Annotated in this window: 20 protein-coding genes; 8 read left to right on the top strand and 12 right to left on the bottom strand. The window is 68.2% G+C overall.

Annotated features, from left to right (window positions below):
• Window positions 1-35: 35 nt before the first annotated feature.
• The 3 genes from MJQ72_RS26690 to MJQ72_RS26680 all read right to left on the bottom strand — a co-directional run bounded on the left by MJQ72_RS26690 (window position 36) and on the right by MJQ72_RS26680 (window position 2,842).
• The gene (locus MJQ72_RS26690) at window positions 36-668 is read right to left on the bottom strand and encodes an SMI1/KNR4 family protein (protein WP_240593755.1); all 633 of its coding nucleotides are present in this window, start codon (window positions 666-668) and stop codon (window positions 36-38) included.
• 238 nt (window positions 669-906) lie between these two features.
• Entirely contained in the window at window positions 907-1,254 is a 348-nt protein-coding gene (locus tag MJQ72_RS26685) for an NUDIX domain-containing protein (RefSeq protein ID WP_240601427.1), read from the bottom strand.
• A gap of 466 nt (window positions 1,255-1,720) precedes the next feature.
• On the bottom strand, window positions 1,721-2,842 hold the full coding sequence (locus tag MJQ72_RS26680) for an NAD(P)/FAD-dependent oxidoreductase (RefSeq protein WP_240593754.1): 1,122 nt from the start codon (window positions 2,840-2,842) through the stop codon (window positions 1,721-1,723).
• Window positions 2,843-3,878: 1,036 nt separating this feature from the next.
• On the opposite strand from MJQ72_RS26680, the gene MJQ72_RS26675 reads away from it, so the two are divergent.
• From MJQ72_RS26675 to MJQ72_RS26665, 3 genes are all read left to right on the top strand, one after another.
• Window positions 3,879-4,247: a hypothetical protein gene (locus tag MJQ72_RS26675; RefSeq protein WP_240593753.1), complete on the top strand. Its 369-nt coding sequence runs from the start codon at window positions 3,879-3,881 to the stop codon at window positions 4,245-4,247.
• 221 nt (window positions 4,248-4,468) lie between these two features.
• On the top strand, window positions 4,469-4,708 hold the full coding sequence (locus tag MJQ72_RS26670) for a hypothetical protein (protein ID WP_240593752.1): 240 nt from the start codon (window positions 4,469-4,471) through the stop codon (window positions 4,706-4,708).
• A 243-nt stretch (window positions 4,709-4,951) separates the two neighbouring features.
• A complete protein-coding gene (locus MJQ72_RS26665) occupies window positions 4,952-5,773 on the top strand; it encodes an SAM-dependent methyltransferase (RefSeq protein ID WP_315860914.1) in 822 nt (273 codons plus the stop codon).
• Window positions 5,774-6,018: 245 nt separating this feature from the next.
• Here the strand turns inward: MJQ72_RS26665 and sigJ are convergent, their stop codons facing one another.
• Complete coding sequence (gene sigJ, locus MJQ72_RS26660) at window positions 6,019-6,930, bottom strand: RNA polymerase sigma factor SigJ (RefSeq protein ID WP_240593750.1); 912 nt, start codon at window positions 6,928-6,930, stop codon at window positions 6,019-6,021.
• Between the two features lie 184 nt (window positions 6,931-7,114).
• Here sigJ and MJQ72_RS26655 point away from each other — a divergent pair, with 184 nt between their 5' ends.
• Window positions 7,115-7,744, top strand: coding sequence for an LUD domain-containing protein (locus MJQ72_RS26655; protein ID WP_240593749.1), 630 nt, complete (start codon window positions 7,115-7,117; stop codon window positions 7,742-7,744).
• 340 nt (window positions 7,745-8,084) lie between these two features.
• Here MJQ72_RS26655 and MJQ72_RS26650 read toward each other — a convergent pair whose 3' ends face one another.
• From MJQ72_RS26650 to MJQ72_RS26640, 3 genes are read right to left on the bottom strand one after another with little or no spacing between them, the layout of a single operon-like run.
• On the bottom strand, window positions 8,085-8,759 hold the full coding sequence (locus MJQ72_RS26650; RefSeq protein WP_240593748.1) for a response regulator transcription factor: 675 nt from the start codon (window positions 8,757-8,759) through the stop codon (window positions 8,085-8,087).
• Window positions 8,756-9,514 carry an SGNH/GDSL hydrolase family protein gene (locus MJQ72_RS26645; RefSeq protein WP_240593747.1) on the bottom strand — a complete coding sequence of 253 codons (759 nt, stop codon included), beginning with the start codon at window positions 9,512-9,514 and terminating at the stop codon, window positions 8,756-8,758. The genes MJQ72_RS26650 and MJQ72_RS26645 overlap by 4 nt, the downstream gene beginning before the upstream one ends.
• Window positions 9,511-9,900, bottom strand: coding sequence for a nuclear transport factor 2 family protein (locus MJQ72_RS26640; RefSeq protein ID WP_240593746.1), 390 nt, complete (start codon window positions 9,898-9,900; stop codon window positions 9,511-9,513). The genes MJQ72_RS26645 and MJQ72_RS26640 overlap by 4 nt, the downstream gene beginning before the upstream one ends.
• A gap of 50 nt (window positions 9,901-9,950) precedes the next feature.
• On the opposite strand from MJQ72_RS26640, the gene MJQ72_RS26635 reads away from it, so the two are divergent.
• Window positions 9,951-10,562 (top strand): PadR family transcriptional regulator, encoded by a 612-nt coding sequence (locus MJQ72_RS26635; protein ID WP_240593745.1) that lies wholly within the window; start codon window positions 9,951-9,953, stop codon window positions 10,560-10,562.
• A 498-nt stretch (window positions 10,563-11,060) separates the two neighbouring features.
• On the opposite strand, the gene MJQ72_RS26630 is transcribed toward MJQ72_RS26635, so the two are convergent.
• The 3 genes from MJQ72_RS26630 to MJQ72_RS26620 form a co-directional block, all read right to left on the bottom strand.
• On the bottom strand, window positions 11,061-13,190 hold the full coding sequence (locus MJQ72_RS26630; RefSeq protein ID WP_240593744.1) for a hypothetical protein: 2,130 nt from the start codon (window positions 13,188-13,190) through the stop codon (window positions 11,061-11,063).
• A gap of 393 nt (window positions 13,191-13,583) precedes the next feature.
• Window positions 13,584-13,859, bottom strand: coding sequence for an ACT domain-containing protein (locus tag MJQ72_RS26625; protein ID WP_240593743.1), 276 nt, complete (start codon window positions 13,857-13,859; stop codon window positions 13,584-13,586).
• A 109-nt stretch (window positions 13,860-13,968) separates the two neighbouring features.
• The gene (locus MJQ72_RS26620; RefSeq protein WP_240593742.1) at window positions 13,969-14,352 is read right to left on the bottom strand and encodes a hypothetical protein; all 384 of its coding nucleotides are present in this window, start codon (window positions 14,350-14,352) and stop codon (window positions 13,969-13,971) included.
• Between the two features lie 259 nt (window positions 14,353-14,611).
• On the opposite strand from MJQ72_RS26620, the gene MJQ72_RS26615 reads away from it, so the two are divergent.
• Both MJQ72_RS26615 and MJQ72_RS26610 read left to right on the top strand, forming a co-directional pair.
• Entirely contained in the window at window positions 14,612-15,892 is a 1,281-nt protein-coding gene (locus MJQ72_RS26615) for a CdaR family transcriptional regulator (RefSeq protein WP_240593741.1), read from the top strand.
• A gap of 162 nt (window positions 15,893-16,054) precedes the next feature.
• Complete coding sequence (locus tag MJQ72_RS26610; RefSeq protein WP_240593740.1) at window positions 16,055-17,260, top strand: amidohydrolase family protein; 1,206 nt, start codon at window positions 16,055-16,057, stop codon at window positions 17,258-17,260.
• A gap of 43 nt (window positions 17,261-17,303) precedes the next feature.
• On the opposite strand, the gene MJQ72_RS26605 is transcribed toward MJQ72_RS26610, so the two are convergent.
• Window positions 17,304-19,367: a prolyl oligopeptidase family serine peptidase gene (locus tag MJQ72_RS26605; RefSeq protein ID WP_240593739.1), complete on the bottom strand. Its 2,064-nt coding sequence runs from the start codon at window positions 19,365-19,367 to the stop codon at window positions 17,304-17,306.
• Window positions 19,364-20,647 carry an FAD-binding oxidoreductase gene (locus tag MJQ72_RS26600; RefSeq protein WP_240593738.1) on the bottom strand — a complete coding sequence of 428 codons (1,284 nt, stop codon included), beginning with the start codon at window positions 20,645-20,647 and terminating at the stop codon, window positions 19,364-19,366. The genes MJQ72_RS26605 and MJQ72_RS26600 overlap by 4 nt, the downstream gene beginning before the upstream one ends.
• Before the next feature lie 276 nt (window positions 20,648-20,923).
• Between MJQ72_RS26600 and MJQ72_RS26595 the strand changes: the two genes are divergently transcribed.
• On the top strand, window positions 20,924-23,005 hold the full coding sequence (locus MJQ72_RS26595) for a prolyl oligopeptidase family serine peptidase (RefSeq protein ID WP_240593737.1): 2,082 nt from the start codon (window positions 20,924-20,926) through the stop codon (window positions 23,003-23,005).
• Window positions 23,006-23,347 lie beyond the last annotated feature (342 nt).

Raw genomic sequence — 23,347 nt, 5'->3', positions numbered from 1 at the left:
CCGTGGTCAGCGGGTCCCGCGTCCGCGGCTGAGATTCACGTCCAGGTCAGTGCTCCGTCGTCGCGGACAGTCGGCTCGCCTGGCCGCGGTGGGGTCGTGGGTGTGGTGTGGCGGTCGAGGCGTTCGGCGGTGTCGGTGAGCATGCCGCCGATGCTGGTCCAGCTGGTGTGGTGGGCGCTTGCTTGCGCCATCCAGTCCATCACACAGCCGTGGTCGGGGCCGGGGCGCAGGTCGAGGGCGAGGACGGCGCCATCGACGGCGCGGCAGACGGGCAGCAGCGCGGTGCAGTATCCGAAGGTGGCGTCGCCTGCGGCACGTCGGTGGTGTCCGTCGGGGCGGCAGCAGTCCTGGTCGGGGTAGGCGCTGAGGCTGGCCCACTCCTCCCGCACGCGAGCGACCGACAGCGGCATGTACACCCCAGGCAGGGTGAAGGCGGTGCGGTAGTCGGCCTCGTCGTCGACACCGTCCATCAGCCGCCACCACACCAGCAGATCGTCCGGGAACGGCCGGCCCGCTGTGTCCTGCACCGCGTGGATGTCGTCGGCCGGTGCCGGAGGCCGGAGGGTGGCCGCGGTGACCGGCGTATGGCTCTGCAGCCAGGTTGTGATCCGTTCCCAGGCCGCGTCGACGACGCCGCTCACCGTCACGGGCTCCTCCCGGTCATCCATGCCAGCGGTGGTCCGCCGGGGGCGTTCGTCCCCGGCTGACCACCATGGTGTCGTTACAGGTTCTCGTCAGGGGTTGATCTGGATGAAGAACCGTTCCTGAGCGTGCGGGTCTTCTCCTAGGGCAGGGCCACGGCGTCGAATGCCTGCTGCAGGATGTCGTACAGCCCTTGGCGAAGCGAAAGCCGATCATTGGTGCTCTGGTAGGGCGCGGCGCACCCCTCCAGGTCGGTGACGAGGATTAGGCGATTTTCGGGGTCGGGCTGGTCGTGCGGACACGGCACCGTGGTTGCAGCTCCGCCTCGGACGTAGTCGCTCCGATGCCCGCCATCCTCCGGTAGGTCGTGGCGTCCTGGCTAGGTCTCGATCCGCAGCACCGCCCACGAGTCCACAATTTCCGGTTGAGTCCGGACAGGATGATGCCGGACTCTTCAATGATCTCCCGGTACGCAGCGTGGGCGAGCGTCTCGCCAGTTTCCACGCCGACGCCGGGGAGTTCCCACCAGCGATGAGCGGGAACGTCGGGATCGCACGCGTGAATGAGCAGGACACGATCCTGGGCATCGAGCAGCAGAACCCGGGCTCCCACATGCGGCCCGGGGAGGAGGAGGGCATGGTGCAACTCCTCGTACCTGAAGGTCGGTCGGTGACCGCGACACGGTGCCGGTAGCGGTCATCCGTGGCACTCCTGGTCGGGCCGAATTTCGGCTGTCAAGCTAAGGGCCCAGCTTCCTGGGGTCCTGAGCTGGCGCGATACGTCCGTGAATGTTCCGAAGCCGTTGCCGTGCAGCAAATCGTCCAAGGTCCGGTTCGTATTAGACCAGGTCCACAGCCGGTTACAGCGCAGCCTGCGACGTCAGCGTCGAACGGCAGCAGACGAAGCCCAGAAGCACGAGGGCAACGCGATTCACGCAAACGGCGGCGGCCTGTCGGTCACGGACAAGCGCGCCCCGGATGGCGTCGTCAGCTACGCCGACTTGTCCGGCCGACCCCGCACGTCTCCGTCATAGGCCGTCTCCGCAGCGATGAGGCTAACCGTGGTGAGAGACGGCCGCTCAGGAATGGTCGAACAACGCGACGACGCTCTGTGGCGCCTTTTCGCCGAAGAAGACTTCGAGGTTTTGCGCCGAGCGGTCGGCGACCTCGCGGCTGCGCGTAAATAGCCGCTCTTCGAATGTGGCAAGTGCGGCCTCGACGTCGGAGTGCGCGGCCAGTTCGGCCGCCAGTTCGGCACCGTCATACATCGCGAGGTTCGCGCCCTCCCCGGCGAAGGGCGACATCAGGTGCGCGGCGTCGCCGACGAGCGTCACACCGGGCAGCCTGTCCCAGCGCAACCCGACAGGTAGGGCGTGGATCGGCCGCAGCCACGGGTCCGCATCACTCTCGGTCACGAACGCGGTGAGCAGCGGCGACCAGCCGTCGAACTCGCGGCTGAGCCGGCGGAGCCCTGCGGACGGGTCGTCGAAATCGATCGACCTCATCCACTCCTCGGGCCGGTTCAGCGCCACATATCCGCGTACCCGCCCGTCGGCGTAGCGGTGGACGATAATGCCCTTGCCAGGCGCAACCGCCATCAGCGTGCCGCTGCCGATCGCGGCCACACTCTCCTGATGGGTGCGGCCGCTTGAGGTCAGCGCGATCTCGACGAAGCAGGTTCCGCTGTAGCGAGGCTCTGCGGAGGTGAGCAGTGGACGCACCTTCGACCAGGCGCCGTCGGCGCCGACGACGATGTCGGCGTGGGCCGGGGATCCTGCCGCGAAGGTGAGGTCGAGGCCACCAGCCGGGTGATGCCGGATCAAGGTGAGCTTGTGGTCCCACCAGATCGTTCCGGGCGCCAGCGAGTCGATGAGCAGGCGCCGCAGTTCGCCTCGGTCCACTTCCGGTCGGGGCGAACCAGGGCCGGCGGGCTTGTCGAGCAGAAGCGTGCCGTGGCGGTCGACCACGCGCTTGGCGTCCTCGCCCGGACGGACCAGAGTGAGGAACTCGTCGTACAGACCGGCTGCGCGGAGCGCGGCCTGTCCGGTCTCTTCATGGATGTCGAGCAGCCCACCCTGCCCGCGGCTCGTCGCCGACGCCTCACCCTCGTAGATCATCGTGGCGACGCCATGAGTTTGAAGCACCCGGGCGAGCATCAGCCCGCCCAGTCCTGCTCCGACGATGGCGACAGTCTTCTGCATGAGACGCTCCTCTGTTGCGCCGGCACGCGCCAGCGGTGGTCAGCGCCGTGAGCGAACGGGACGTCCGATCTCGGCAAGGAGACGCTCATCGATCAGAACTGTCCGCATCGATGTATGCGCGAAGCTCGGCGGCTGAACCGCGGAGCATCGTTTTTCGCGACTCCGCAACTGTAGCTCGGTATCAGCCTCGCGGCGACCGGGCCCATATACAGCGACGCACCTCCGTGGGCCCGGGTACTCGAAGCGGCGGCAGCGCATGAACCAACAGATGATCTCCGCGCCCGGCTCGCGCGCCGCCAGACGCGGCACGGTTGCCATCGGCGCAGTCGACAGCGCCGTCGAACGCCTTGTCTCACTCATGGCGGCCGAGCTCACCTGCCCGTCAACGCATTGACAGGTGTTCCGATCAGACATCAGTGTTCGTCGTCAGAGGAATCTGAAGTGGGCTGGACAGCAGGTCCAGGATGCCGCTCAAGCGGGCGACGGTGAGGTATTCGCCGACGAGGGTCAGCAGCCAGCTAAGGGGGCCAACCCCGGCTCCGGCGCCAGGGGAACCGAGCGTGCCGGCGAGGGCGTGGCGTGCCAGGTAGGCGCGGCCGGCCGGAGGTGCAGCGCTCGGGCGCGGTGCTCGCCGGTGAGTGCCCGGTGCCGGGTGTATCGCGCGGCTTGATCGCGCCCACGCTGGGGACACCCACCGGACGCGGATCATCCCGGGCAGCGCGTCGTACGGCGGCGCGGGTTCTACCTGGGCGGCGACGCGTTGGCCGAACCTGGGCCGCAAGCGCATCGCTGTTTGTGAAGTACCCGAGCCAATGTGCTGGACCACGGTGACAGTCCCAGCAGGCAAATGTGTCGAGAGCCACCTATGTGGAACCGTGTTATGAACTGATCTTCACTCGATCGAGTTGAGCACTCGCATTTTTGTCCGGCCGGTGCGTGTTCGGCCCGGCTCTGTCTACTTTCCCGTCATGAGCCGACGACGTGTTCGTCATCTCGTACGTACCCTCCGAGAACTGCGGTGAGGAAGGACGGCGACATGAACCAGCTCGACGGCAGGTTGACACTGGACAGTCTCTCCCTCCTGCACAAACAACTGCAGGAACTGGTGGTGATGCTGACCGTCGCGTCCGGCCCGGCCGACGTGCGGATACTGATGCAGCGGCTCGCGGGCACGGCGATCAGCCTCGAGCGGCTGCTCGCGGTCGAGGAACCGGTGATTCTCGTCTACTTGCGAGCGGCCTTCTCGCACGCGGCCGTGGGCCGGACCGATGAGCTGAGAAGCGATCTTCTCGACGCCTCCCGTCATCTTCTCGTGCTGCTCACAGACGGCCGGACGACTGAAGGCGGCAAGGAGGAGCGCAAGGGATTCACGATCCTTGACGGGTCTTCAGCAGTCCGTCTATGACATAGCCGACCAGGTTGTTCGCCTGGCCGGTGGATGCGTGCCTCCGCGTCCACGCGCTTGCGGTCATAAGGGCGAAAATGTCCGCGGCGGTCACTTCCGGGCGTACGACGCCTGCGCCGGCCCAGTCCTTCGCCCCCGGCTCGTCTCGACGGCGGGTTCGCCATGAAGGTCGGCGTGGTCTCAAGGTCACCACGCGACCCGTCGTCAGTGCGGTCGACTCCGTGTCCGCCGGACTCGAGATCGCGCTCCCGGACGGCCGGACCATCCGCGAGACCCACGTGCTCACGCAGATCCCCGGTGACCGTGGTCTGTTGATCAACGGTGACTCTGTCACCAGAAGTGTGACCAGCACACCTGCGCAACGACCGACAATGACGCAGGAACGCAAGGACAAGGAAGAGGGCGGTAAGAAGGACGAGGCGAAGAAGTGCCGGCGCGCAGCCGCCGGGGGAGCGGTGTAACGACTCAGACGCGCGCCATTTGTACCGCGTTGGGTCGCCGACGACGCAACGCCCGGCCTCTTTGTCTCCGCGCCGCGGTCGCGGTGGCCGTCCGCTAGCGGTCTACCCTTTCAGCACCTCTTCATATTCGTTGATTCGGTCGAGACGCGACGCCGTGAGACCGCGGGTGGCCCGGTGACGCGCGGTGCCGGAACCGCTACGATGCCGGGTGTTCTTGACGATCGGCGAGGAGAGTTGCTTCCGATGTCCTCCGACAGTGCATATCCTGGGTCCGATGTCGTCATTCTCGACGACGGGGTCCCCACCGCGGCACGCGTCTATGACGTGATGCTGAATGGTAAGGACAACTACGCGGCTGACCGGAAGGTTGCCGCGGCGAGCCTCGAGGTGATGCCGGAGCTGAAAGAGATCGCGTTGCACAACCGGGCGATGCTGCATCGTGTGGTGCGGCAGCTCGCCGCCGACGAGGGCATCACGCAGTTCTTGGACCTGGGCTCCGGGCTGCCGACCGTGCGCAACACTCACGAGGTGGCGCAGGAGGTGAATCCGGACGCGAAGGTCGTCTACGTCGACATCGACCCGATCGTGCTCGCGCATGGCAGGGCGTTGCTGCAGGACAACGCGAACACGAGGGTCGTCACCGCCGATATTCGCGAGCCGGAAGAGGTCATCGCACACCCCGACGTGCGGGAGATGATCGACTTCGGCAAGCCGGTGTGCGTGATGCTGTGCGGCATCCTGCACCACATCCTCGACGAGGAGGACCCGAACGGCATCGTCGCGAAGCTTCGCGACGCCGTTCCGGCCGGTTCGTACTTCTTCATCACGAACTTCACGCGCTTGAGCGATTCTTCGGAGAGTGAGGAGCTGGAGCGCGTGCTGCTGTCCCAGCTCGGCACAGGCAGGGTCCGGACTCCGGCGGAGCTGAAGGGCTTCTTCGACGGGCTGGAGATCCTGCTGCCCGGCATCGTGCCTCTGGCGCTCTGGCGGCCCGAAAAGGTTGTCACCGACGCGACCACCATCGGGGTGCGCTTCATGACCGGAGGCGTCGCGATCAAGCGTTAGCCGCTCATCAGTATTCACCGACGAATTGGCAGGCCTCCTTGGTGTTTCACTGATCAGCGGAATGGACGGCGCGCCGTCCTCGACGGTGAGGTCGCCGTCTACGACGAGGCCGGTTGCTGGGATGTCTTGATCGGATCCACGCACACCACCTTGGGCTGCTGGGGCCAGGTCGGCGAGCCGTCGTAGGCCGATGTCGATCTGTTGATCCCTGCGCTCCACGAGATCGGTTGGCGGATGTTTCAGGGTCAAGTGACTTGATCCGTTGTCCAGTGGCGGAGTTTCTCGGGATTGCGTACTACCCAGATGTGCTTGATCCGGTCGTCGGTGAATGCGAACGCGAACACGGTCACGGCGATGCCGTCTTGTTCGGCCACCAGTCCGGGTTGCCCGTTGACCGTACGTTCCCGGAAGGTCATGTTGTCCGGCTTCCGGCGGGTGAGTTCTATCCAGGCGCGGGCGATCTGCTCCCGGCCTTCGATGGGGTGCAGGAAGCTGGTGACGAGCCCGCCGCTGTCGGCGGTCGCTGTGGCGTTGGGGTCGAGGAGGCCAAGGAGTGCCTTGATGTCCTTGGCCTCCCATGCCTGTCTGAAGTCTTTGACGATGATGGCGCGCTGTGCGGGGGGAGTCGTGGAGGGTCGTGCGGCCCTGATGCGGCGGCGGGCTGAGGAGGCCAGCTGGCGGGATGCCGCCGGGGTACGACCGACGATCTGGGCTATTTCGGCGAAGGAGTATCGGAAGACGTCGTGCAGGACGAACGCGACGCGCTCGGCCGGGGTCATCGACTCGAGTATGACGAGAAGGGCCATGTCGACCGACTCGTCCAAGGTGACGCGGTCGGCGGGGTCCGTGGTGCTGCCGTGGGGCCGGCACGGTTCGGGTAGGGGTTCGGGCAGCCAATCGCCCACGTAGGTCTCTCGTCGGACCCGTGCCGAGTTGAGCAGGTTGAGGCAGACGCGTCCGGCTACCGTCGTCAGCCAGGCGCCGGGATTTTCGATGGTTTCCTGCTGTTCCCGGGGCTGGGCGTACCAGCGGGCGTAGGTTTCCTGGACGACATCTTCCGCCTCGGCCAGCGAGCCCAGTAGCCGGTAGGCGAGATTGACCAGCTGACGTCGTTCGCTCAGGATCGCGCTCGTGCCCGGCGCGGCGGGGGTGGGCATGGTGTCGGAGGCTCCCTCGGTCGCATCTTCCTCACTGGTTCGACAAGACAACGCACCAGAACGTCAGGCCGGCGTGCCGCCTCACATTCCGAGCGGCCGTGTTGTCGGACTACCGGGACACGCCGACGTTCGACGGACCGGCGCTGCGCCCACCACCCGCGACAAGACAAGCCCAGGAGACACCATGACCACCTCGACACCGGCACCCTCGTTCACCGACCCGGTGCCCGCACACCGCCTGGAGCTGGCTGCCGCCGCTCTGACGGACCACGGTTTCACCGTCGAGATCCTCGACGACGCCGCCGCCGCGCGCGCCCGCGTCAACGAGCTGATCCCGGAGGGTGCCAGCGTGCTCACCGCGGCCAGCGAAACTCTCCGCCTGTCCGGCATCGACGATGACATCAACGCCGGCGGACGGTACCGGTCCATCAAGGCAAGCACGTTGGCCATGGATCGCGCCAGTCAGATGGATGAGATCCGGCGGCTGCGCGCCAGCCCCGACGTCGTCGTGGGCAGCGTCGCCGCGGTCACCGAAACGGGTTCACTCGTAGCCGCTTCCGGCAGCGGTAGCCAGCTGCCCAGTTACTCCGGCGGTGCCGCCCGCGCGATCTGGATCGTCGGGGCGCAGAAGGTGGTGCCGGATCTGAGCACCGCGCTGCGCCGCGTCGAAGACCACTGCCTCCCGCTGGAAAGCGCCCGCGCCAAGGCCGTCTACGGGTGGCCCAGTGCCGTCAACCGCCTGCTCGTCCTGAACGCGGAACCCTTTCCGGGGCGCAGCACCGTCCTGCTCCTCCGCGAAGCCACAGGGTTCTGAACCGTAAACAGCAACACGGCCCCAAGGGAACGATTCCGGTCAGCGTCCAGCCCACGACTCCCATGTACCAAGTATGCCGAGCTGCCCATCAGTATCAGGACGGACCGCGTGACTGTGGAGCCGGTCAGCCGCCTGACCTCCCTGCGGCGTAGGTAGCACTTGTACTGCTAGGTGGCGCACTAAAGAGTGCGACCTCCGTAGACGGAAGCCCCCGCCGACGTCGCCGGACCGTCCATTACCACTCGCGTCCGACGTCATGACGATTCCCGGCTCGCTCCGGGCGTAGGCGCCGGTGCCGGTGCCGGAAGTCGATCTTCACCCCGGGGCGGGCGCAGGAACCTCAGGGGCTGTCGTGATGGGCGGGGAGAGCTGTCACGGGGTTGTTCAGCCGGTAGCCCTTACCGCGGACGGTGGTGATCCAGGCGGTGCTGACTTTGCGTCGCAGGTAGCGGACATAGACGTCGACGATGTTGGATTCGCCGTCGTAGGCGGGACCCCAGATGGTCGCCAGCAGGTGTTCCCGGGTGAGTACCTCGCCGTCGCTGCGGAGAAAGGTTTCCGCCAGGGTGAACTCGCGGGCTGTCAATTCGATGGTGCGACCGTCCACTTCGATCACGCGGGAGTGTAGGTCCAAGGTGATTCGGCCGTGGCGGAGCTGGTGGGCGCTGGGGCCGTGGTCGTCACGTACCCGCCTGCGGATGCGGGCGAGCAGTTCGGTGAACCGGAAAGGTTTGCTGAGGTAGTCGTCGGCGCCGCCGTCGAGGCCGGCGACCGTGTCGGCTACTCCGCCGCGGGCGGTGAGGATGATGACCGGGATCGTACAAAGCTGCTGGCGCAGTTGGTGAAGCACGGCGAACCCGTCCTTGGCGGGTAGGCCGATGTCGAGCAGCAGCAGGTCGTGTTTCCCGGACAGAGCGTGGCGGGTACGCGGTGTCGCCGTCGGAGACGACGGTGGTGTGCTTCCGCCCGGTGGTCGGCGACGCTGCGCATCCGGATGCAGGGTTACTCGGTTCACACGGGCAGCAGGGAAGGGCGTTTCGCGGTGCGGCCGTCGCCGGAGGACTTACCGAGGAGTCGGCGGACCAGCCATGGGCCGAGGAATTCGGCAAGCCAGAGAAGTTCGGTGCTTGCCGACTGCCATCCCGTCCTGCCGGTGGCTGACGGCAGCGGGCGGGTCCAGCTGTCGTCGCTGCCGGGGATGCCGAGGCCGTGCGCGACGGCGGCCGCGATGCGGGCGTGGCCGCTAGGGTTGGCGTGCAGACGATCCGCACACCACAGGCGTGGGTCGCTGGTGACTTCGTACCGGTCGCCGTCGACCACGGTCACCCCGAGCCGGGCGGCCGCGTTCCGGATACGGCCGTTGAGATCGGCGACGCGCCGCCGCAGCGGCGCCGCGATCGGCGCGATCCGGCCGATATCCGGGAAGGCGACGGTGGCCACTGTGGCACCAGCCGCGGTAAGTGCGGCAAACATGGCTTCCAGGTGTCCGGCTACCGCCTCGGCGTCGTAATTTGGTCGGATTAGGTCGTTCATTCCCGCGACGACGGTGGCGAGCGTCGGGCGCAGAGCGACGGCCGGGCCGAGCTGTTCGGCGTGTATCTGGCCGGCGAGGCGTCCCCGGACCGCGAGGTTGGCGTACAGGACCGGTTCCCCAGTGGCGGCGAGCTGTTCAGCGAACCGGTCCGCCCACCCTCGGTAGCCGGTGGTCTCGTCACCGTCGCCGATGCCTTCACTCTGGCTGTCGCCCAGGGCGACGTAGCGGATGGTCACGCGCCAGCCTCCTGTTTGATTTGCTCGAATCGGGCGGCCATCGCTTCGGCCAGAGCGTTCGCTGCGGACAGCGGACGCACCATGACCATGAAGTCGTCGATCAGCCCATCCTCATCGGTGTGTACGAAGTCGCAGCCGTTGACCTCCTTGTCCCCGACCTGTGCCGTGAAGATCAGAGCGTGGTCGTGCCCGTCGGCGCTGGTGATCTCGCGGACGTAGCGAAAGTTGCTGAAGACGCCGCTCACGGCGCGCAGGATGGCCGCGGTGATCGGCTTGCCGGGGTACGGCCTGTAGGCGACCGGGCTGGTGAATACGACGTCATCCGCGAGTAGGGCCTCAACTGCCGTGTGTTCACCGCACTCCACGGCGAGGCGAAGGGGGTGCATACAGGCTCCTAGTAACTTTGTTGATTAGGTGCGGATGAGATTAATCGCTGATGTGCTACCGTGTCCAGGTATCCTTGAAGTTCGCGGTGCTAGCAGCTCTGCCGGAGGGGGAGTTCTCCGGCTACGACCTGGCCAAGTCGTTCGACGCGTCGGTCGTCGACTTCTGGCAGCCGACACCCCAGCAGCTCTACCGTGAACTGGAGCGTCTGTCGGCCGACGGGTTGGTTACTGCGCGAGTCGTCGAGCAGGAGCGCCGTCCCAACAAGCGGATGCTCAGCATCACCTCCGCCGGGCGACGCGCACTGCGCGAGTTCACCGCCGAATCGGCCCAACCCGTCACCATCCGGGACGAGCTGCTGATCAAGGTGCAGGGCTGTGACGTCGGTGACGTCGAAGGTGTGATCGCCGCCATTGAAGAACGCATGGCGTGGAGCCGCGCTAAGCTTTCTCGCTTCGAGCGGCTGCGTGAGCGCATGCTGGGGGGTCGGCCGGAAGGCGAGAATCTGCGCGATAACGACCGGGTCGGCCCCTATCTGACGCTGCTGCGTGGGATCTCGTTCGAGCAGGAAAACCTCAGGTGGGGTGAGCACGGCGCGCTGATCCTCAGGCAGCGCGCGGCAACCACCGCCGGGTCCGCCGAACGTGCGACGGCCTCCACGTAAGCGGGCGTCAGATTGAAGATGCGTTCCTCACGTCGCGCTCGACCGATTCGATCGTGTCGCCCGCGGGAGCGTCATGAGCGGACGGCTGGCCAGGAAGAGTTGCCAGCTGCTTCTGTCGAGTGCTGCCGTCGGCGGTACAACGGTCGGCCGTCAGGCGATGTCGGAGCACGGTACGTGCAAGACGGCGAGCCCTTTCGTCTGCGCCACTACGACCCGAACGCATCATCCGTGCGGACGCCGGGCTGCTTCCGCCTGCCGCAACCACACCGATGCCGAGCCGAAGTGTCACACCGATACTGAGCCGGATGACGCGCCGGCACCACACAAAACGCTGTGCCCAGCCTGGGCTGCGGTCGGGGTGCACAGCCGTCTGATCACTTCGAGCGCGACGGCGGTCGCGGCCACCAAGCCTGCGGGCGCGACAATGCCGGATCTCGTCGAGGTATCCGCTTGAATCGGGCGGCGGGAGCCCGGCCAGGGCTCCCGCCGCCCGTCGGCTCAGCGCTTGGCGACGCTGTAGGCGGCGGTGATGGACTGCGTGATCGAGCTGCCGCCGGCGTCCGTCGCGCTCAAGCGCAAAGCGACGTCGTTCCCTTGGGCGGACGACGGATTGATCCAGTAGGCGGTGTAGCGGCCTTCGCCGATCGGGATCATGACCGTTTTGCGCCAGGATTTTCCGTTGTCGAAGGAGACCTCGGCCGAGGCTTTGGTGATGGCGGGCTTCGGCGCGCCGGGTGCGTGGCCGAAGGTGACGCCCAGCTGTGCCAGGCCGACGGGCAATGTCCCGTCGAGTCCGGTGTCCAGCTTGGCCGCCGCGGTGATCAACGGCAGTGCCGAGCAGTTCGTCGGCGTGTTGTCGGAGCAGGCCCAGTTGTCCGGCACCGTCTGGGTGTCCGAGTGGCCGGAGGTGAAGGTCCATTCGGTGTGGCTGGCGGTGGAATGCCGGAACCACGGCCCGTCCCGGTTGACGTCGATGACGGCGCGGTAGCGCCCCTTCTCGGCGGGGACGGCGGCTTCTCCGGCGTAGGTGTCCGCGATGTCCATGAGGCTGGTTCCGTCCTCTTTCAGTAGTTGCAGGCGGGCGGAGGTTCCGGGCCGGTCCCACAGGTACACGCGCCCGTCCGCGCTCTGGAGCGGGGCAAGGTAGAACAGCATCGAGTCGCCTTGACGGCAGCCCGCGCAGACCCAGGGTGCGTCGCCCGGCGGCGGCGTGGCGATCCCTGGCGCCAGCGGACCGCGGTGATAGTCCTTCGTCTCGGTGCTGCCCGGCCGGTAGGTCTGGAGATGTCCACGGGTCGTCCCGCCGCCCTGTCTGGTGGCGACGACCGTGTCCTGGTAGGACAGATCGGGTGAGCCCACCACGTATTCGGTTCGGCGCACCGGTGCTGGGAAGTAGCGGTAGAAGGCGACGCCCACGCCCTCGAAATCGAAGAGGGACACCCGGGCCTGCCCGGCGTCGTGGGGCACGTCACCGTAGTAGGCCACGCGTAAGGAGGCCAGTTCGCGCTTCCGGTAGGTGTGCCGAAGGTTGTCGCCGAGGGCGCCTTCAACCCTGAATTTCAGGTCGTAGGTGTACGGCTCCTTGACATTCACCGGCGACACTTTGTGCTCGCCGATGGCGACATGGCGGGTGCCGACCTCGGGAGCGGGTGCCGGCGAGAAATAGTAGTCGGCCCAGTCCTTCGCGTTGAACCCGATGTTGAGCCCCAGGATTCCGCCGGCGTCCTCGGAGGAGTAGTGGGCGGAGTTGCCGACCAGGTCCGCCGGTTCGGGAGTGCTGCTCTTCGCCGGTACGGTCGCGGTGCGCCCGTCGACCACCACGGTCCGGTTCCCGGTGACGGTGAAGTTCCGGATGACGAACCGGACCCTGAACCGGCCATCGACGAAGCGGGGCATGATCGCGGCGGCCTCGTAACGCCCCGCGGGGAGGTTGAGCCCGACCTTGCCGTCGACGGTGTTCACGAACTGCCGGTACCGACTCACGTCGTCCAGGTTGGTGATTCCGACCGTGACGTTGTTCGGGGCACCGGTGTCGTCGTAACTCAGCAACCCGACGGCGTGTGTTTCGGCTCGCGGCGTCACAGCGGCCGGTGCGTTCGTGCCCGCCCGCCGGATGTGATCGGCCGTGCCGAAGAGCTTCCCGCGGCCGGGACGGTCTCCGTCTGCGGCGGCCTGTGCGGCGAGCGCGGCCCCAAAGGCGGGTGCGGTGGCGGCGGTGATCTTGCCGCCGACGACTCCGGGGGCGGTTCCCGTGATGTCGACAGGCACGCTGTCGGTGAGACCGGCGCGCGCCAACGCCGAGACGTCGAACAGCGAACGGTCCAGCGTGGTGCCGAGATACGGCAGCGCGCTGGACGGGATCACATACAGCGAGCCGTCTTTCTCTTGCTGGGTAAGGAAGGCTTCTGTCGAACCGTCGCGCGGCCGGACGACGGCGGTCTGCCGTCCGGCGGCTTCGCGCACGTCGACCCGGTCACCCGTCACCAGGAGCACGGTGCGGCCTTCCCCGGGGGTGGCGTCGGTGGAGGAGACGGCTGTTGCCTCGGCCCCCGTCACCAGGGTGAGCCCCAGTGCGGCCGATAGCCCGATGCTCAGGAGCCGAGGGACCTTGCCGTGAACGGAACGCATACAACGACCTCCTCGTCGTCGAACGTGGTCGATCAGCGTGGATCCGGTCTGGCTTGAACGGCAGCGGCAGTCAGTGGACAGGCCACTGGCCGTGGGATGGGAGCAACCGCGGCGGAATGCCACCTGCCGGTACGAGCATGCAACAGACAGGAGATGTCATGCAAGAACTTGACACGATGTGGCAAATACGCGACAGTGCTGCCGTGCCTCGGGTGCGGAAGGACGCCGAGCTTGAGGGAATGCTTGCCCTGACCGCGCGGCGCTATCGGTGCTGCCGCAGCAGCGGCCGCGATCGACCGGACCTACTTGAGCGTCGATGACCTTGTCGTGCGGACGGCGAGCCTCCAGCCGACGTTGCGCGCCGTCCTGAACCACTGGCGAGGTCTCGATGCGTCACCGTTTCTCCGCCGACACCACGCCGGGCATCCGCCGTAGCCGGCACAGCAACAGTTCCACGTCGTCCCGGCCGAGCCAAACCGTGCACTGGACGCGGCTCTCGACGACTCCTTCGCGCACTTCCACGGTCATGTCGCGAACCCGATAGCTGCGGGCCCGCAACAGCATCACCACCCGTGCGGCTCCGTCGAGCCTGTCGGTGACGTGCACGGTCAACGACCGATAGGCGGGAAAACCTCGGTGTGATCGTGGAGCGTGGACGGGTTCGGTCATCACAGATCTCCTTGGTTTCGGAGCCAAGCGGGCATGAGATCCGGACCAGGTCCCGGATGGCGCGGCGAACGGCACGCTCGAGCGCTGTGCGATCGCCCGGCGAAGCGTTTCATACGGGAGGAAGGCGGGTGTCGATCGTCGCGACGCGCCTGCCGATCGCCAGAACCTGCTCGAGCCGTTCCACCAGCGCCTTGTCGCCGGTGGTTTCCTCTGCCACGGGCTGAGCTTCGCGCCCTTCCTTTTGTGCGTGCAACGCGCGCATCGTCGTGGTCCAGTCCGCTCGGACCAGGACGTCCGGGTGCGTTCGCGGAGCCGTCAAGGCGAAGCGCATTCCGGTCGGGCCGAAGATCGTCGTCCAGTACTCGGTGCCCGCGGGAGCGTTGTCGAGCTGGAAGGTCATGGTGTAGATCCCGCCCAACGCCGCGGACGCGTCGCGCACTTCGGCCGACTCCGCGAGAAGCCGGTTCATCCGGTCGACGTGTGCGGAGGACATGAATTCCGGCGTGTTCAGGAGAGTTTCCTTCCTCGTCGTTCGCTGATCGTCAAGTATCGGACAGCCGGCCCCGCTCGCGCTTCACACAGGAGTCGGGAAGTACGTGGGCGGCCTTGCGACGGATGTCGCCCGTCAGGAGATCCCGGCCCTGCGACAGCTGTCGCAGGTAGTGCGCCTGCGGCGCGTCATACGTCGCTCGCTATTCGAGGGCTGCCGAGGCACAGTGGAGGCAGGTCCGGACGACGGGAAGGCGGGCGCCGTGGCTGACGATCTGCAGGACATCGTCGACGACCTTGCCGAACGGCTGCGGCGATCGGTGGCGATCGACGATCCCGCGATCCGGCTGCTCGCGGCGAGCCGTCACTTCGGGGACGAGGACGAGATCCGGGTGTCGTCGGTGCTCAACCGTTCGATCGACGCGGACATCCGGGAGAAGATCCTCGCGCTGGGCATCGCACAGTGGACAAGGCCCGGCCGGGTACCGGCGCCGGTGGAGGGAGCGCGCCCCAGGTTGTGCACGCCGGTGCGCTGCGCCGGGCTGCTGCTGGGTTACCTGTGGCTCATCGACGCCGGCATCCCGCTGGACGAGCCGCACCGGGAACTGGTTCGTGAGGCCGCCGAACGCGCCGGAGTGATCCTCTACCGGCGGCTCGTCGTGCACGAGCGCACCAAGGCGCGGCACGAGGCGATCCTGTGGGAGCTGGTCTCCGCCGATCGTGCCATCCGCTCCCAGGCCGTGGAAGACTTGCGGGCCGAGCAGCTCTTCCCGGCGGGCGCGATGCGATTCCAGGTCCTCGGCGTGCAGCATCCCGGTGTGGACGGTGCCACCGCACCACAGCACGCGGCGCTCGAGGTGGCGGTCGGGGACGCCATCGACCCGCCGGCCCAGGGGTCCGCGTCCGCGGGGTGCTCGCTGATGGCCGCCAACAAGGCCAGGGCGTGGCTTCTGTTCGTCCGGCGCGAACCGCTTTCCCGTAAGGAGCTCGACGCGACCTGCGCACGGCTCGTCGCGCGGTTCGACCGGTTCACCGGTGACGGCGGGCAGCTCGTATTCGGCGCCGGCACGGTCGTCGAGCGCATCGAACACGTCGTCGATTCCTATCGGCAGGCCTTTCTCGCGGCTCGTGCGGCGCGACTCGTGCCCTCGCTCGGGCCGGTCGCCCAGTGGGGTGAACTGGGTCCTTACGAACTACTGCTGCAGATGCCGGCGGACGCCCTGATCGCCGCGTCGCGCACACCCGCGCTCGAGGCGCTGGAGCGCGAGGCGGGGAGCCGTGGACTCGTCACCACTCTGGAGAAATTCCTCGACAACGCGGGCGATGTCGCCGGCACCGCACAGGAACTCAACATCCACCGCGCGACGCTGTACCACCGGTTGAAGCGGATCGAGCAGCTCACGGGCTGCGCGCTGAATCGGGGCGAGGATCGGCTGACCCTGCACCTCGGCCTGAAGATGCGGGCGCTGGCCGCGGGCTACCGCTCCGAAACCGCCGCGGCGGCCACCACGGGTGAGCCGCCAAGGATCCGCTCGGTGTCCTGATCGGACACCACCGTCGCGACGAACGTCGCACGGCGGCCAGGCGATGCCCGACGGTCACTCACTGGCCCGAGTGCGCCGCGGACCGGAAAGCTGTTGCGCACCAAGGATCTCCGACGCAGGACAGTAGGGAGCGACGCGAGTATGTGGCTGGTAGGAGCGACCGTGGCCGACGGGACGGGCGCGGACCCCGTCATCGGGCAGACCGTGTTCATCGAAGACGGCAGGATCGCGCGGCTCGGTGGGGAACCGCCCGCCGGCGCTGAGGTCGTCGACCTTTCGGGCGGGATGACGCTCCTGCCCGGCTTGATCGACGCTCATGTCCACCTGGGCATCTCCAGCGACATCGGGGCCGACACCGGATACGGGTTGCCGGTCGCCGAAATCGCCGCGGACATGTTCGCCAACTGCGCGCAGACGCTGGACGCGGGGTTCACGACCGTCCGGGACACGGGCGGTATCGACGGCGGGCTGGCCGGGGTGGTGGCCAAGGGCAAGATCCCGGGACCGCGCATCCTGCAATGCGGTCCGGTGCACTGCCAGACCGGCGGGCACGGTCATCTGGCAGCGGCCTGGGAGCCGACGCACCTCTGGGACGGCCACGGCATTCCCGGACTGCGGCACTTGGCCATGCTCTCCGACAGCCCGGATCAGATGCGCGGCAACGTCCGGGAAGCGTTCCGCCGCGGCGCGGACTTCCTCAAGCTGTGCGTGACCGGCGGTGTCGTGTCCTACCACGACGAACTTTCCGACACCCAGTTCACCGTGGACGAGATCCGCGTCGCGGTGGAGGAAGCCACCGCGCGCGGCACGTACGTGACCGTGCACGCCCACAACAACGCCGGTCTGCGCAACGCGATCGAGGCCGGTGCCCGCTGTGTGGAGCACGGCACCGAGATCGACGACGAGATGGCCGCGTTGATGGCTGAGCGCGACGTGGCGCACGTTCCGACCTTGACCGTGGTCAGGGACCTGCTTGACGACGCGACCCGCCACGGCCTGCCCGCCGAACTCGCGCAGCGCGCGCAGGGCGCGTGGCAAGGACAGATCGACGCGATCCACGCGTCCCGTGCGGCGGGCGTCCGGGTCGGGCTCGGGGCCGACCTCATCGGGCCGGACCAGGGCCACCGCGGCGACGAGCTGGTGTTGAGGGCGGAGGTCGAATCGCCGATGGCGGCGCTCGTCGCCGCCACTTCGGTGAACGCGGGGATCCTCGGGATCGCCGACGAGGTGGGCACGATCGAGGTGGGCAAGCGGGCCGATCTCGTCGCGTTCGCCGGTGATCCGCTGTCCGCGCCGGAACTGTTCGCCGACCGGGACGCCGTGGTCCTGGTCGTCCAGAACGGACGGATCGTCAAGGATCGTCGCTGACCGGCCGGGCGGGCGCACGATGGGCGCGCCCGCCCGGCCGCGCTCACTCCGGCGGCGTCATGCCGAGTGTTTTCTCGACGAAGGCGAGCCATTCGGTCGCCTGGGCGAGCTGGCGCTCCTTGTCGGTGGCCCAGCCGTGCCCGGACTCGTGCCAGACGTGGAGGAACACGGGTGCACCGGACCCGGTGGCCGCCTGCATCCGGGCCGCGAACTTGCGAGCGTGCCATGGCGGGCACCGGGGGTCCGTGTCGCCTGCCTCGATGAACATCGCGGGGTAACCGGTTCCGTCACGCACCAGTTGGTAGGGCGAGAACCCGGCGAGCCGCCGGACCTCGTCCGGATCGTCGATCCGCGCGAATTCCGACTGGACGACGAACCGGCCGTAGCCCTCGCGGCAAGCGCCGATGAGGTCGAGGAGCGGCACGCGTGGCGCCACGACCCGCCAGAGGTCCGGCCGCTGCGTGGCGGCGACTCCGCACAGCAGTCCACCACCCGACGCGCCGGTCAGCGCGAGCAGGTCCGGACTGGTGACCTTGGTGGCGATGAGGTTCTCGGCGATCGCGTAGAGGTCGGCGTAGCCGTTCTGTTTGTTTTCGAGCCTGCCGTCGTCCCACCAGTCGTGGCCGAGTTCGCCGCCGCCTCGCAGGTGTACGTGCCCGAACACGCCGCCGGACGCGACGAAGGCCGCCATCGAGCCGGGGAACTGCGGGACCCATGGCGCGCCGAAACCGCCGTATCCCCAGAGCAACACCGGACGCGGCCGGTCCAGCGGGACGCTCCGGTGCCGCACCAGGTGGTACGGCACCCGGGTGCCGTCTTCGGAGGTGGCCCAGCCGTCCTCGACAACGCAGTCCTCGAGCCGCACCGAGGGTTCCCGTAACGTCTCCAGGCGTGATTCGCCCGGCCGGTGGCGGTAGACGCCCCAGCCGCTGGTCAGCGTCGAGAACCCGAACACCATGTCGTTCCCGTCCGTCGGCCGGAGGATCTTCATCATCGCCAGCGGCAGCTCGCCCAGCGCGCCCTTGCCCGGCAACGGAACGGTCCCGCGTGGTGCCCCGTCGTGGCCGACGATCCGGAGCCCAGCGCAGGTGTCGATGAGCTCCGACAGGTACAGGACGTCACCAACCGGCCGCACGGACCGGATCGTCGCGCCGGACTCCGGCACGATCGTGCGCCACGAAGCGGGTTCGTTCGGGGTCGCGCTGTCCAAACTGACCGCCACCACCCGGCCGCGTGGTGCGTCGGCGTCGGTGACGGCGATCCACTCGTCACCGACGAGGAAGCCCGCGAGGTTCAGCGAAACGTCGGTGACGAAGTCGCGCCAGGCCGGGGCCGCCGGGTCGGCCAGTGCCGCGACGGCCACCGGTACGGGGTCGAGCATTCCCTGCACCGCCACCACATGCCGGCCGTCGGCCGAAGCCACGACGGCGCGGTAGTCGTCACCGGGCGACCATGGCACCTCGACCGGGACCGTCGAGGGGGAGAGGCCCCGCGAGTGCAGGTACACCTGGTGCGCGAGCCCGGCGGGATCGTCGTCGGTGGCGGTGAAGTAGAACCCGGACGAGTCGGGGAGCCAGCTCGCCCCGCCGGTCCAGTTGTCCTTGAGGATCTGCGTCGGCGGGGACGGCACCAGTAGGCCGGTGGCCACGTCGACGAGCCGGATCGTGTTCCGCTCGCTGCCGTCGGTGCATACGCCGAGCGCGAGCAGCGTGCCATCCGGTGACGGCGAGATCCACGAGAGGAACGGCGGTTTCCCGGAGTTCTCCGACGCCGGATCGAACAGCACCCGGCCTTCGCCGTAGGGTTCGTCGGCCACCAGCGCGCTCGGCCTGCCAGTCCCCGCGTCGATCCGGAACCAGCGGCCGCCGGCGACCGTCGGCACCGCGGGGAACCGCTCGGTGTCGTAGTGCGCCACCAGTTCGCGCAACCGATCGAAATGCGGCCAGTCCCGGACGTAGGCGGCGGCCGCCTCGCCCTGTTCGTCCTGCCAGGCGCGGACCTCGTCGGTGTTCGCCTCCAGCCATCGGTAGGGGTCGGCGAACCGGACCCCGGCCGCCTCGTCGATGTCGTCGCCGGTGCGGGTGCCCGGGGGTTCGATGGCGCTCATCCCAGCACCGTGCCCGAGTTCCCGGCCGTGAGCGGACGTTTGCGGGAGAACGCGGACAGGTCGATCTCCAGACCGGTGTGCTCGCCGACGTACCGCGCGGGCCGTTCGTCGTGGTCGGCACCGCGCTCGGTGTGCTCGATGATCGCGGCCAGGAATCCGCCGACGACGGGGGCGTTCTTGAACTGGTTGCCGCTTGTTCCCATGGCGACGTAGAAGCCGTCCAGGTCGGTGCGGTCGTAGACCGGGGTCCAGTCGTCGGTGACGTCGTAGACCCCGGCCACCCCTCGGGCACGGTTGGGGATCGTGAGCTCCGGGAACCGGCGCGCGGCGCGCGTCACCTGTGCCTCGAACACGGCCATGGTGGGATGCTGGGTGAGGGCGTCGGGGTCTTCGATCCACTGGAGCGGATCGCAGTCCGGCTCGGTCCCGCCGATCAGCAGCCCGCCGCCGGTATCGCCGCGCAGATACGTCCCGAGGTCCAGATCCGCGACGGCGATGCCGAGCCCGCCGGGCGGGGCGGGCATGTGCGCGACCTCCTGGCGCAGCGGTCGCGAGCGCACCGTGAAGTCGGCGCCGACCCCGGCGAGTTCGTTGATCCGGCCCGACCACGGGCCCGCGGCGTTGACCACGACGGCGCAGGGGAGCCGGGTGCCGTCCGCCAGCGTCACCGCGGTCACGCGGTCGTTCGTCCGCTCGATGTGGCTGACGGTGGCGTGGAACCTGAACTCGGCGCCGTGCGCCCGCGCCGCGTCGGCGAGGTTCTGCGCGGCCAGTTGCGGGTCGCTGACGAAGCCGGCGTCCGGTGTGTAGACCGCGCCGAGGGTGCCTTCGGTCTCCCGCCAGAATCCTTCGTCGTCGATGCGTTTGGGCGGCCAGTACCTACCCACGTCGATACCCGGGATCCGCTCCCGCAGCTGCGTGTCGGACCACTCCTCGAACGGGACGCCGACCTTGGCGAACAGGGGCAGGAAAGCCTGCCGCGGCATGATGTCCACGTCCAGCAACGCGATCCCGCACCGCACGAACCGGGCCGGTTCGCCGACGTCATGACCGAGGTGCTCGGGCCACGACCGCCAGCCGAACTGCGCCTCCCAGGCGGCGGTGACGCCGGCCAGTGTGGAGAAGTTGAACCGCACCACCGCGCTCGACGCGCTCGTGGAGCCGTGCCCTGCTCCTCCTGCCTTGTCGACGACCGTCACGCGCCGGCCCCTCCGGGCCAGTTCCCATGCGATCGACGCGCCCATGACTCCCGCACCGATCACCACGACGTCCGTGGCCATGGTTCGCTCCCTCCCAGGCTCGGCCGCGCGCGTCCCCGCACCGGCCACAATGGACAGTGACATTGTCGGCGCCGGAGTGCCCGCGAAGCATCATGCTTCCAGCGGAAGCCGGCGTCGGCGAACACGACATCTGTCGAAAGCGATCGCCTGCGCCGGAGTCGTTCGACAGATGTCTGACCTGCGGCGCGAATCGCCCGGCAATCGTCGGTGGCGGTGGCGGGCACCGGGAAATACGGTGCTTGTCCACAGTGGAAGCGGCAGCGGAAGGACGGAACGATGGTCGGTGAACGCTTGGATTACCCGGCGGCGAGAACTGTCGATGCCCAGGACACCGTCATGGACATCAGCTTTCCCGATCCTTACCGTTGGCTGGAGGACGATTCCGGCGAAACGGAAGCGTGGCAGCGGGCGCAGAACTCCCTCACCGACGCCTTCGTCGGAGGGTGGCCGCACATGGCGGCCCTCCGCGCCTCGGTCGACCGGTGCGTCACGGACGGCACCGGTTCGCCGAACTGGATGGTCGACCCGGCGCCGCGCTTCGCCGGCGGCCGGTGGTTCCGCCTCGATCGGACTCCCGCGCCGGACTATCCGGAACGGGCGGTCCTCGTGGTCTCCGATGCGCCGGACGGGCCTGGACGCGCGCTCTATGACCCGAACGACGACGGAACCCGGCAGATCTCGTGGCTCGCCCCGTCCCCGGACGGGCGGATCGCCGCTTTCGGGGTCTGCGAAGACGGTTCCGAACTCGGCGAGATCTGGTTGCTGGACGCGGAAACCGGTGATCGCCTGCCGGACCGGATCCCGCAGCGGACGATGGGGCCGTTGGTCACTCCGCACTGGCTGCCCGACAGTTCCGGGTTCTTCTACACGGCCGGTGACCTGTCGTCGGAGTCGTTCGCCTTCCGGGTGTACTTCCACGCGGTCGGCGGCGCGCCCGCCACCGAACCCGAACCGGTCGATGTCGCCCACGGGGCGACCGTCCAGGTCTCGGTGGACGGCAAACGTGCCGTGGTTTCCGGTGTCTGGCCGCTCCCGCAGTACGTATGTGATCTCCCGGAGCGAGCGTGGCGGCCGTTCGTCCAGGGGCTCGGCTCGTCCGTCGCCGGGGTGATCGATGGGGACCGGTACATCGCGGTCACCGACCACGGAGCCCCTCGCGGGCGGGTGATCGCGATCCCGTTCGACGAGCCTGCTCCCTCGGACCCGGCCACCTGGCGGGAACTGGTTCCTGAGTCCGGGCGGGTGCTCAGCCACGTCAGGCTGGTCGGCGAGCGTCTGGTGGTGACCGGATCGGTCGACACCGAGGCGCGCGCCTGGGTGTTCGACCGCGACGGACGGGAACTGGAGGAGGTACCGCTGCCCGGCCGGGGCGCCTTGCCGCTCGACGTGCTCCCCAATGCCGCTCTGACTCCCACCGGCCACCCGGAGGAGTTCGTCTTCCTGTTCTCCACCCCGACCTCGTCACCGGGCTTGTACCGCTACCGCCCGGGCTCCGGGCGGGTCGACACGCTCCGCGCGCCGCGCGTTCATCTCCCGGGAGCGACTTCTTCACTCCGCTGGGCGCGGTCCGCGGACGGCACCAGGGTGCCCTACCACCTCGTCCTGCCGGACGGCGCGGACGGAACCCGCGCCCTCCCGACCCTCATCACCGCTTACGGTGGCGGCCGGGTCGCCTGGCCGGCTCAGTACCCAGGCCCCGTCGCGGCTTTCGTCGCCGCCGGCGGAGCCCTGGTCATCTCGCACCAGCGCGGCGGCGGTGACCTCGGTTCCGGCTGGGCCGACGCCGGGCGCGTCCGGAACAAGCAGAACAGCTTCGACGACCTCTACGCCATTGCCGGACATCTCGTCGACAGCGGGGTGACCACAGCCGAACGGCTCGCGGTGACCGGGTGGAGCAATGGCGGGATCATGGCAGGTGTCGCCTTCGCCCAGCGCCCGGACCTGTGGACGGCGGTGGTCTCCCAGTGCCCTGTCCTCGACATCATCGGATGCCACCGGCATCCCTACGGCCGGTTCGCCATCACCGCGGAATACGGCGACCTCGGCGACCCGGACGACATCGCGCGCCTCTCCGGGATGTCGCCCTATCAGCTCATCGAGGGAGACACGGTCTACCCGGCGCTCTACGTGCACGCGGGTGGAGCGGACGTCGCGTGTCCTCCAGGGCCTGTCCGCAAGTTCATCGCTCGAGCGCAAGCCACGGCGGGCCCGGCTCCGGTGTTACTGCGCGTCTGGGACGGCGTCGGACACGGAACGGCTACCAGTAGGTCCGAAGCCGTCACCCACGCGACCCACTGGCTGGCCTTCCTGATGCAGCGCCTGAACATGGCGCCACGCGAAGAAGGCGGAGTCCGGTGAACCCGGCCCCTCGGATGCTGTCGCGTGCGACTCACTATTGAGGAGTAAGGCAAAGGTGGCGTGTTGCGAAGCCTCTTTCGCAACCTTCAACGTTGCGAAAGAGGCTTTCGCAACGTCGGCGGGGGTGGGTGGCCGGTCAGGCAGGGTCGATTGTGGCGTGCGACGTCCTGGTGCGATCGGGTGTGTCGCGAAAGCCACTTTCGCGACGTCTGGTGTCCCGAAAGTGGCTTTCGCGACACGAGTACCGGGCGCCGGCTTCGAGAGAAGGCTCGCCGCAGAGGTGTCGGACACGCCATATTTGCCTTACCCCTCAATAGGCAGCTGTGGATCCGGTGCCCGTCC

The sequence above is a fragment of the Amycolatopsis sp. EV170708-02-1 genome (genome assembly GCF_022479115.1).
Lineage (GTDB): Bacteria > Actinomycetota > Actinomycetes > Mycobacteriales > Pseudonocardiaceae > Amycolatopsis.
The sequence above is the reverse complement of the archived record's forward strand: the minus strand, read 5'-3'. Positions and strand labels throughout refer to the sequence as shown.

Excerpts from the sequence above, each read along its gene's own strand:
- MJQ72_RS26625 (WP_240593743.1), bottom strand. The coding sequence starts at position 13,859 with ATGACCGAACCCGTCCACGCTCCACGATCACACCGAGGTTTTCCCGCC.
- MJQ72_RS26665 (WP_315860914.1), top strand. The coding sequence starts at position 4,952 with ATGTCCTCCGACAGTGCATATCCTGGGTCCGATGTCGTCATTCTCGAC.
- MJQ72_RS26620 (WP_240593742.1), bottom strand. The coding sequence starts at position 14,352 with ATGTCCTCCGCACACGTCGACCGGATGAACCGGCTTCTCGCGGAGTCG.
- MJQ72_RS26675 (WP_240593753.1), top strand. The coding sequence starts at position 3,879 with ATGAACCAGCTCGACGGCAGGTTGACACTGGACAGTCTCTCCCTCCTG.
- sigJ (WP_240593750.1), bottom strand. The coding sequence starts at position 6,930 with ATGCCCACCCCCGCCGCGCCGGGCACGAGCGCGATCCTGAGCGAACGA.
- MJQ72_RS26680 (WP_240593754.1), bottom strand. The coding sequence starts at position 2,842 with ATGCAGAAGACTGTCGCCATCGTCGGAGCAGGACTGGGCGGGCTGATG.
- MJQ72_RS26655 (WP_240593749.1), top strand. The coding sequence starts at position 7,115 with ATGACCACCTCGACACCGGCACCCTCGTTCACCGACCCGGTGCCCGCA.
- MJQ72_RS26640 (WP_240593746.1), bottom strand. The coding sequence starts at position 9,900 with ATGCACCCCCTTCGCCTCGCCGTGGAGTGCGGTGAACACACGGCAGTT.
- MJQ72_RS26605 (WP_240593739.1), bottom strand. The coding sequence starts at position 19,367 with ATGAGCGCCATCGAACCCCCGGGCACCCGCACCGGCGACGACATCGAC.
- MJQ72_RS26690 (WP_240593755.1), bottom strand. The coding sequence starts at position 668 with ATGGATGACCGGGAGGAGCCCGTGACGGTGAGCGGCGTCGTCGACGCG.
- MJQ72_RS26630 (WP_240593744.1), bottom strand. The coding sequence starts at position 13,190 with ATGCGTTCCGTTCACGGCAAGGTCCCTCGGCTCCTGAGCATCGGGCTA.
- MJQ72_RS26600 (WP_240593738.1), bottom strand. The coding sequence starts at position 20,647 with ATGGCCACGGACGTCGTGGTGATCGGTGCGGGAGTCATGGGCGCGTCG.
- MJQ72_RS26635 (WP_240593745.1), top strand. The coding sequence starts at position 9,951 with ATGTGCTACCGTGTCCAGGTATCCTTGAAGTTCGCGGTGCTAGCAGCT.
- MJQ72_RS26595 (WP_240593737.1), top strand. The coding sequence starts at position 20,924 with ATGGTCGGTGAACGCTTGGATTACCCGGCGGCGAGAACTGTCGATGCC.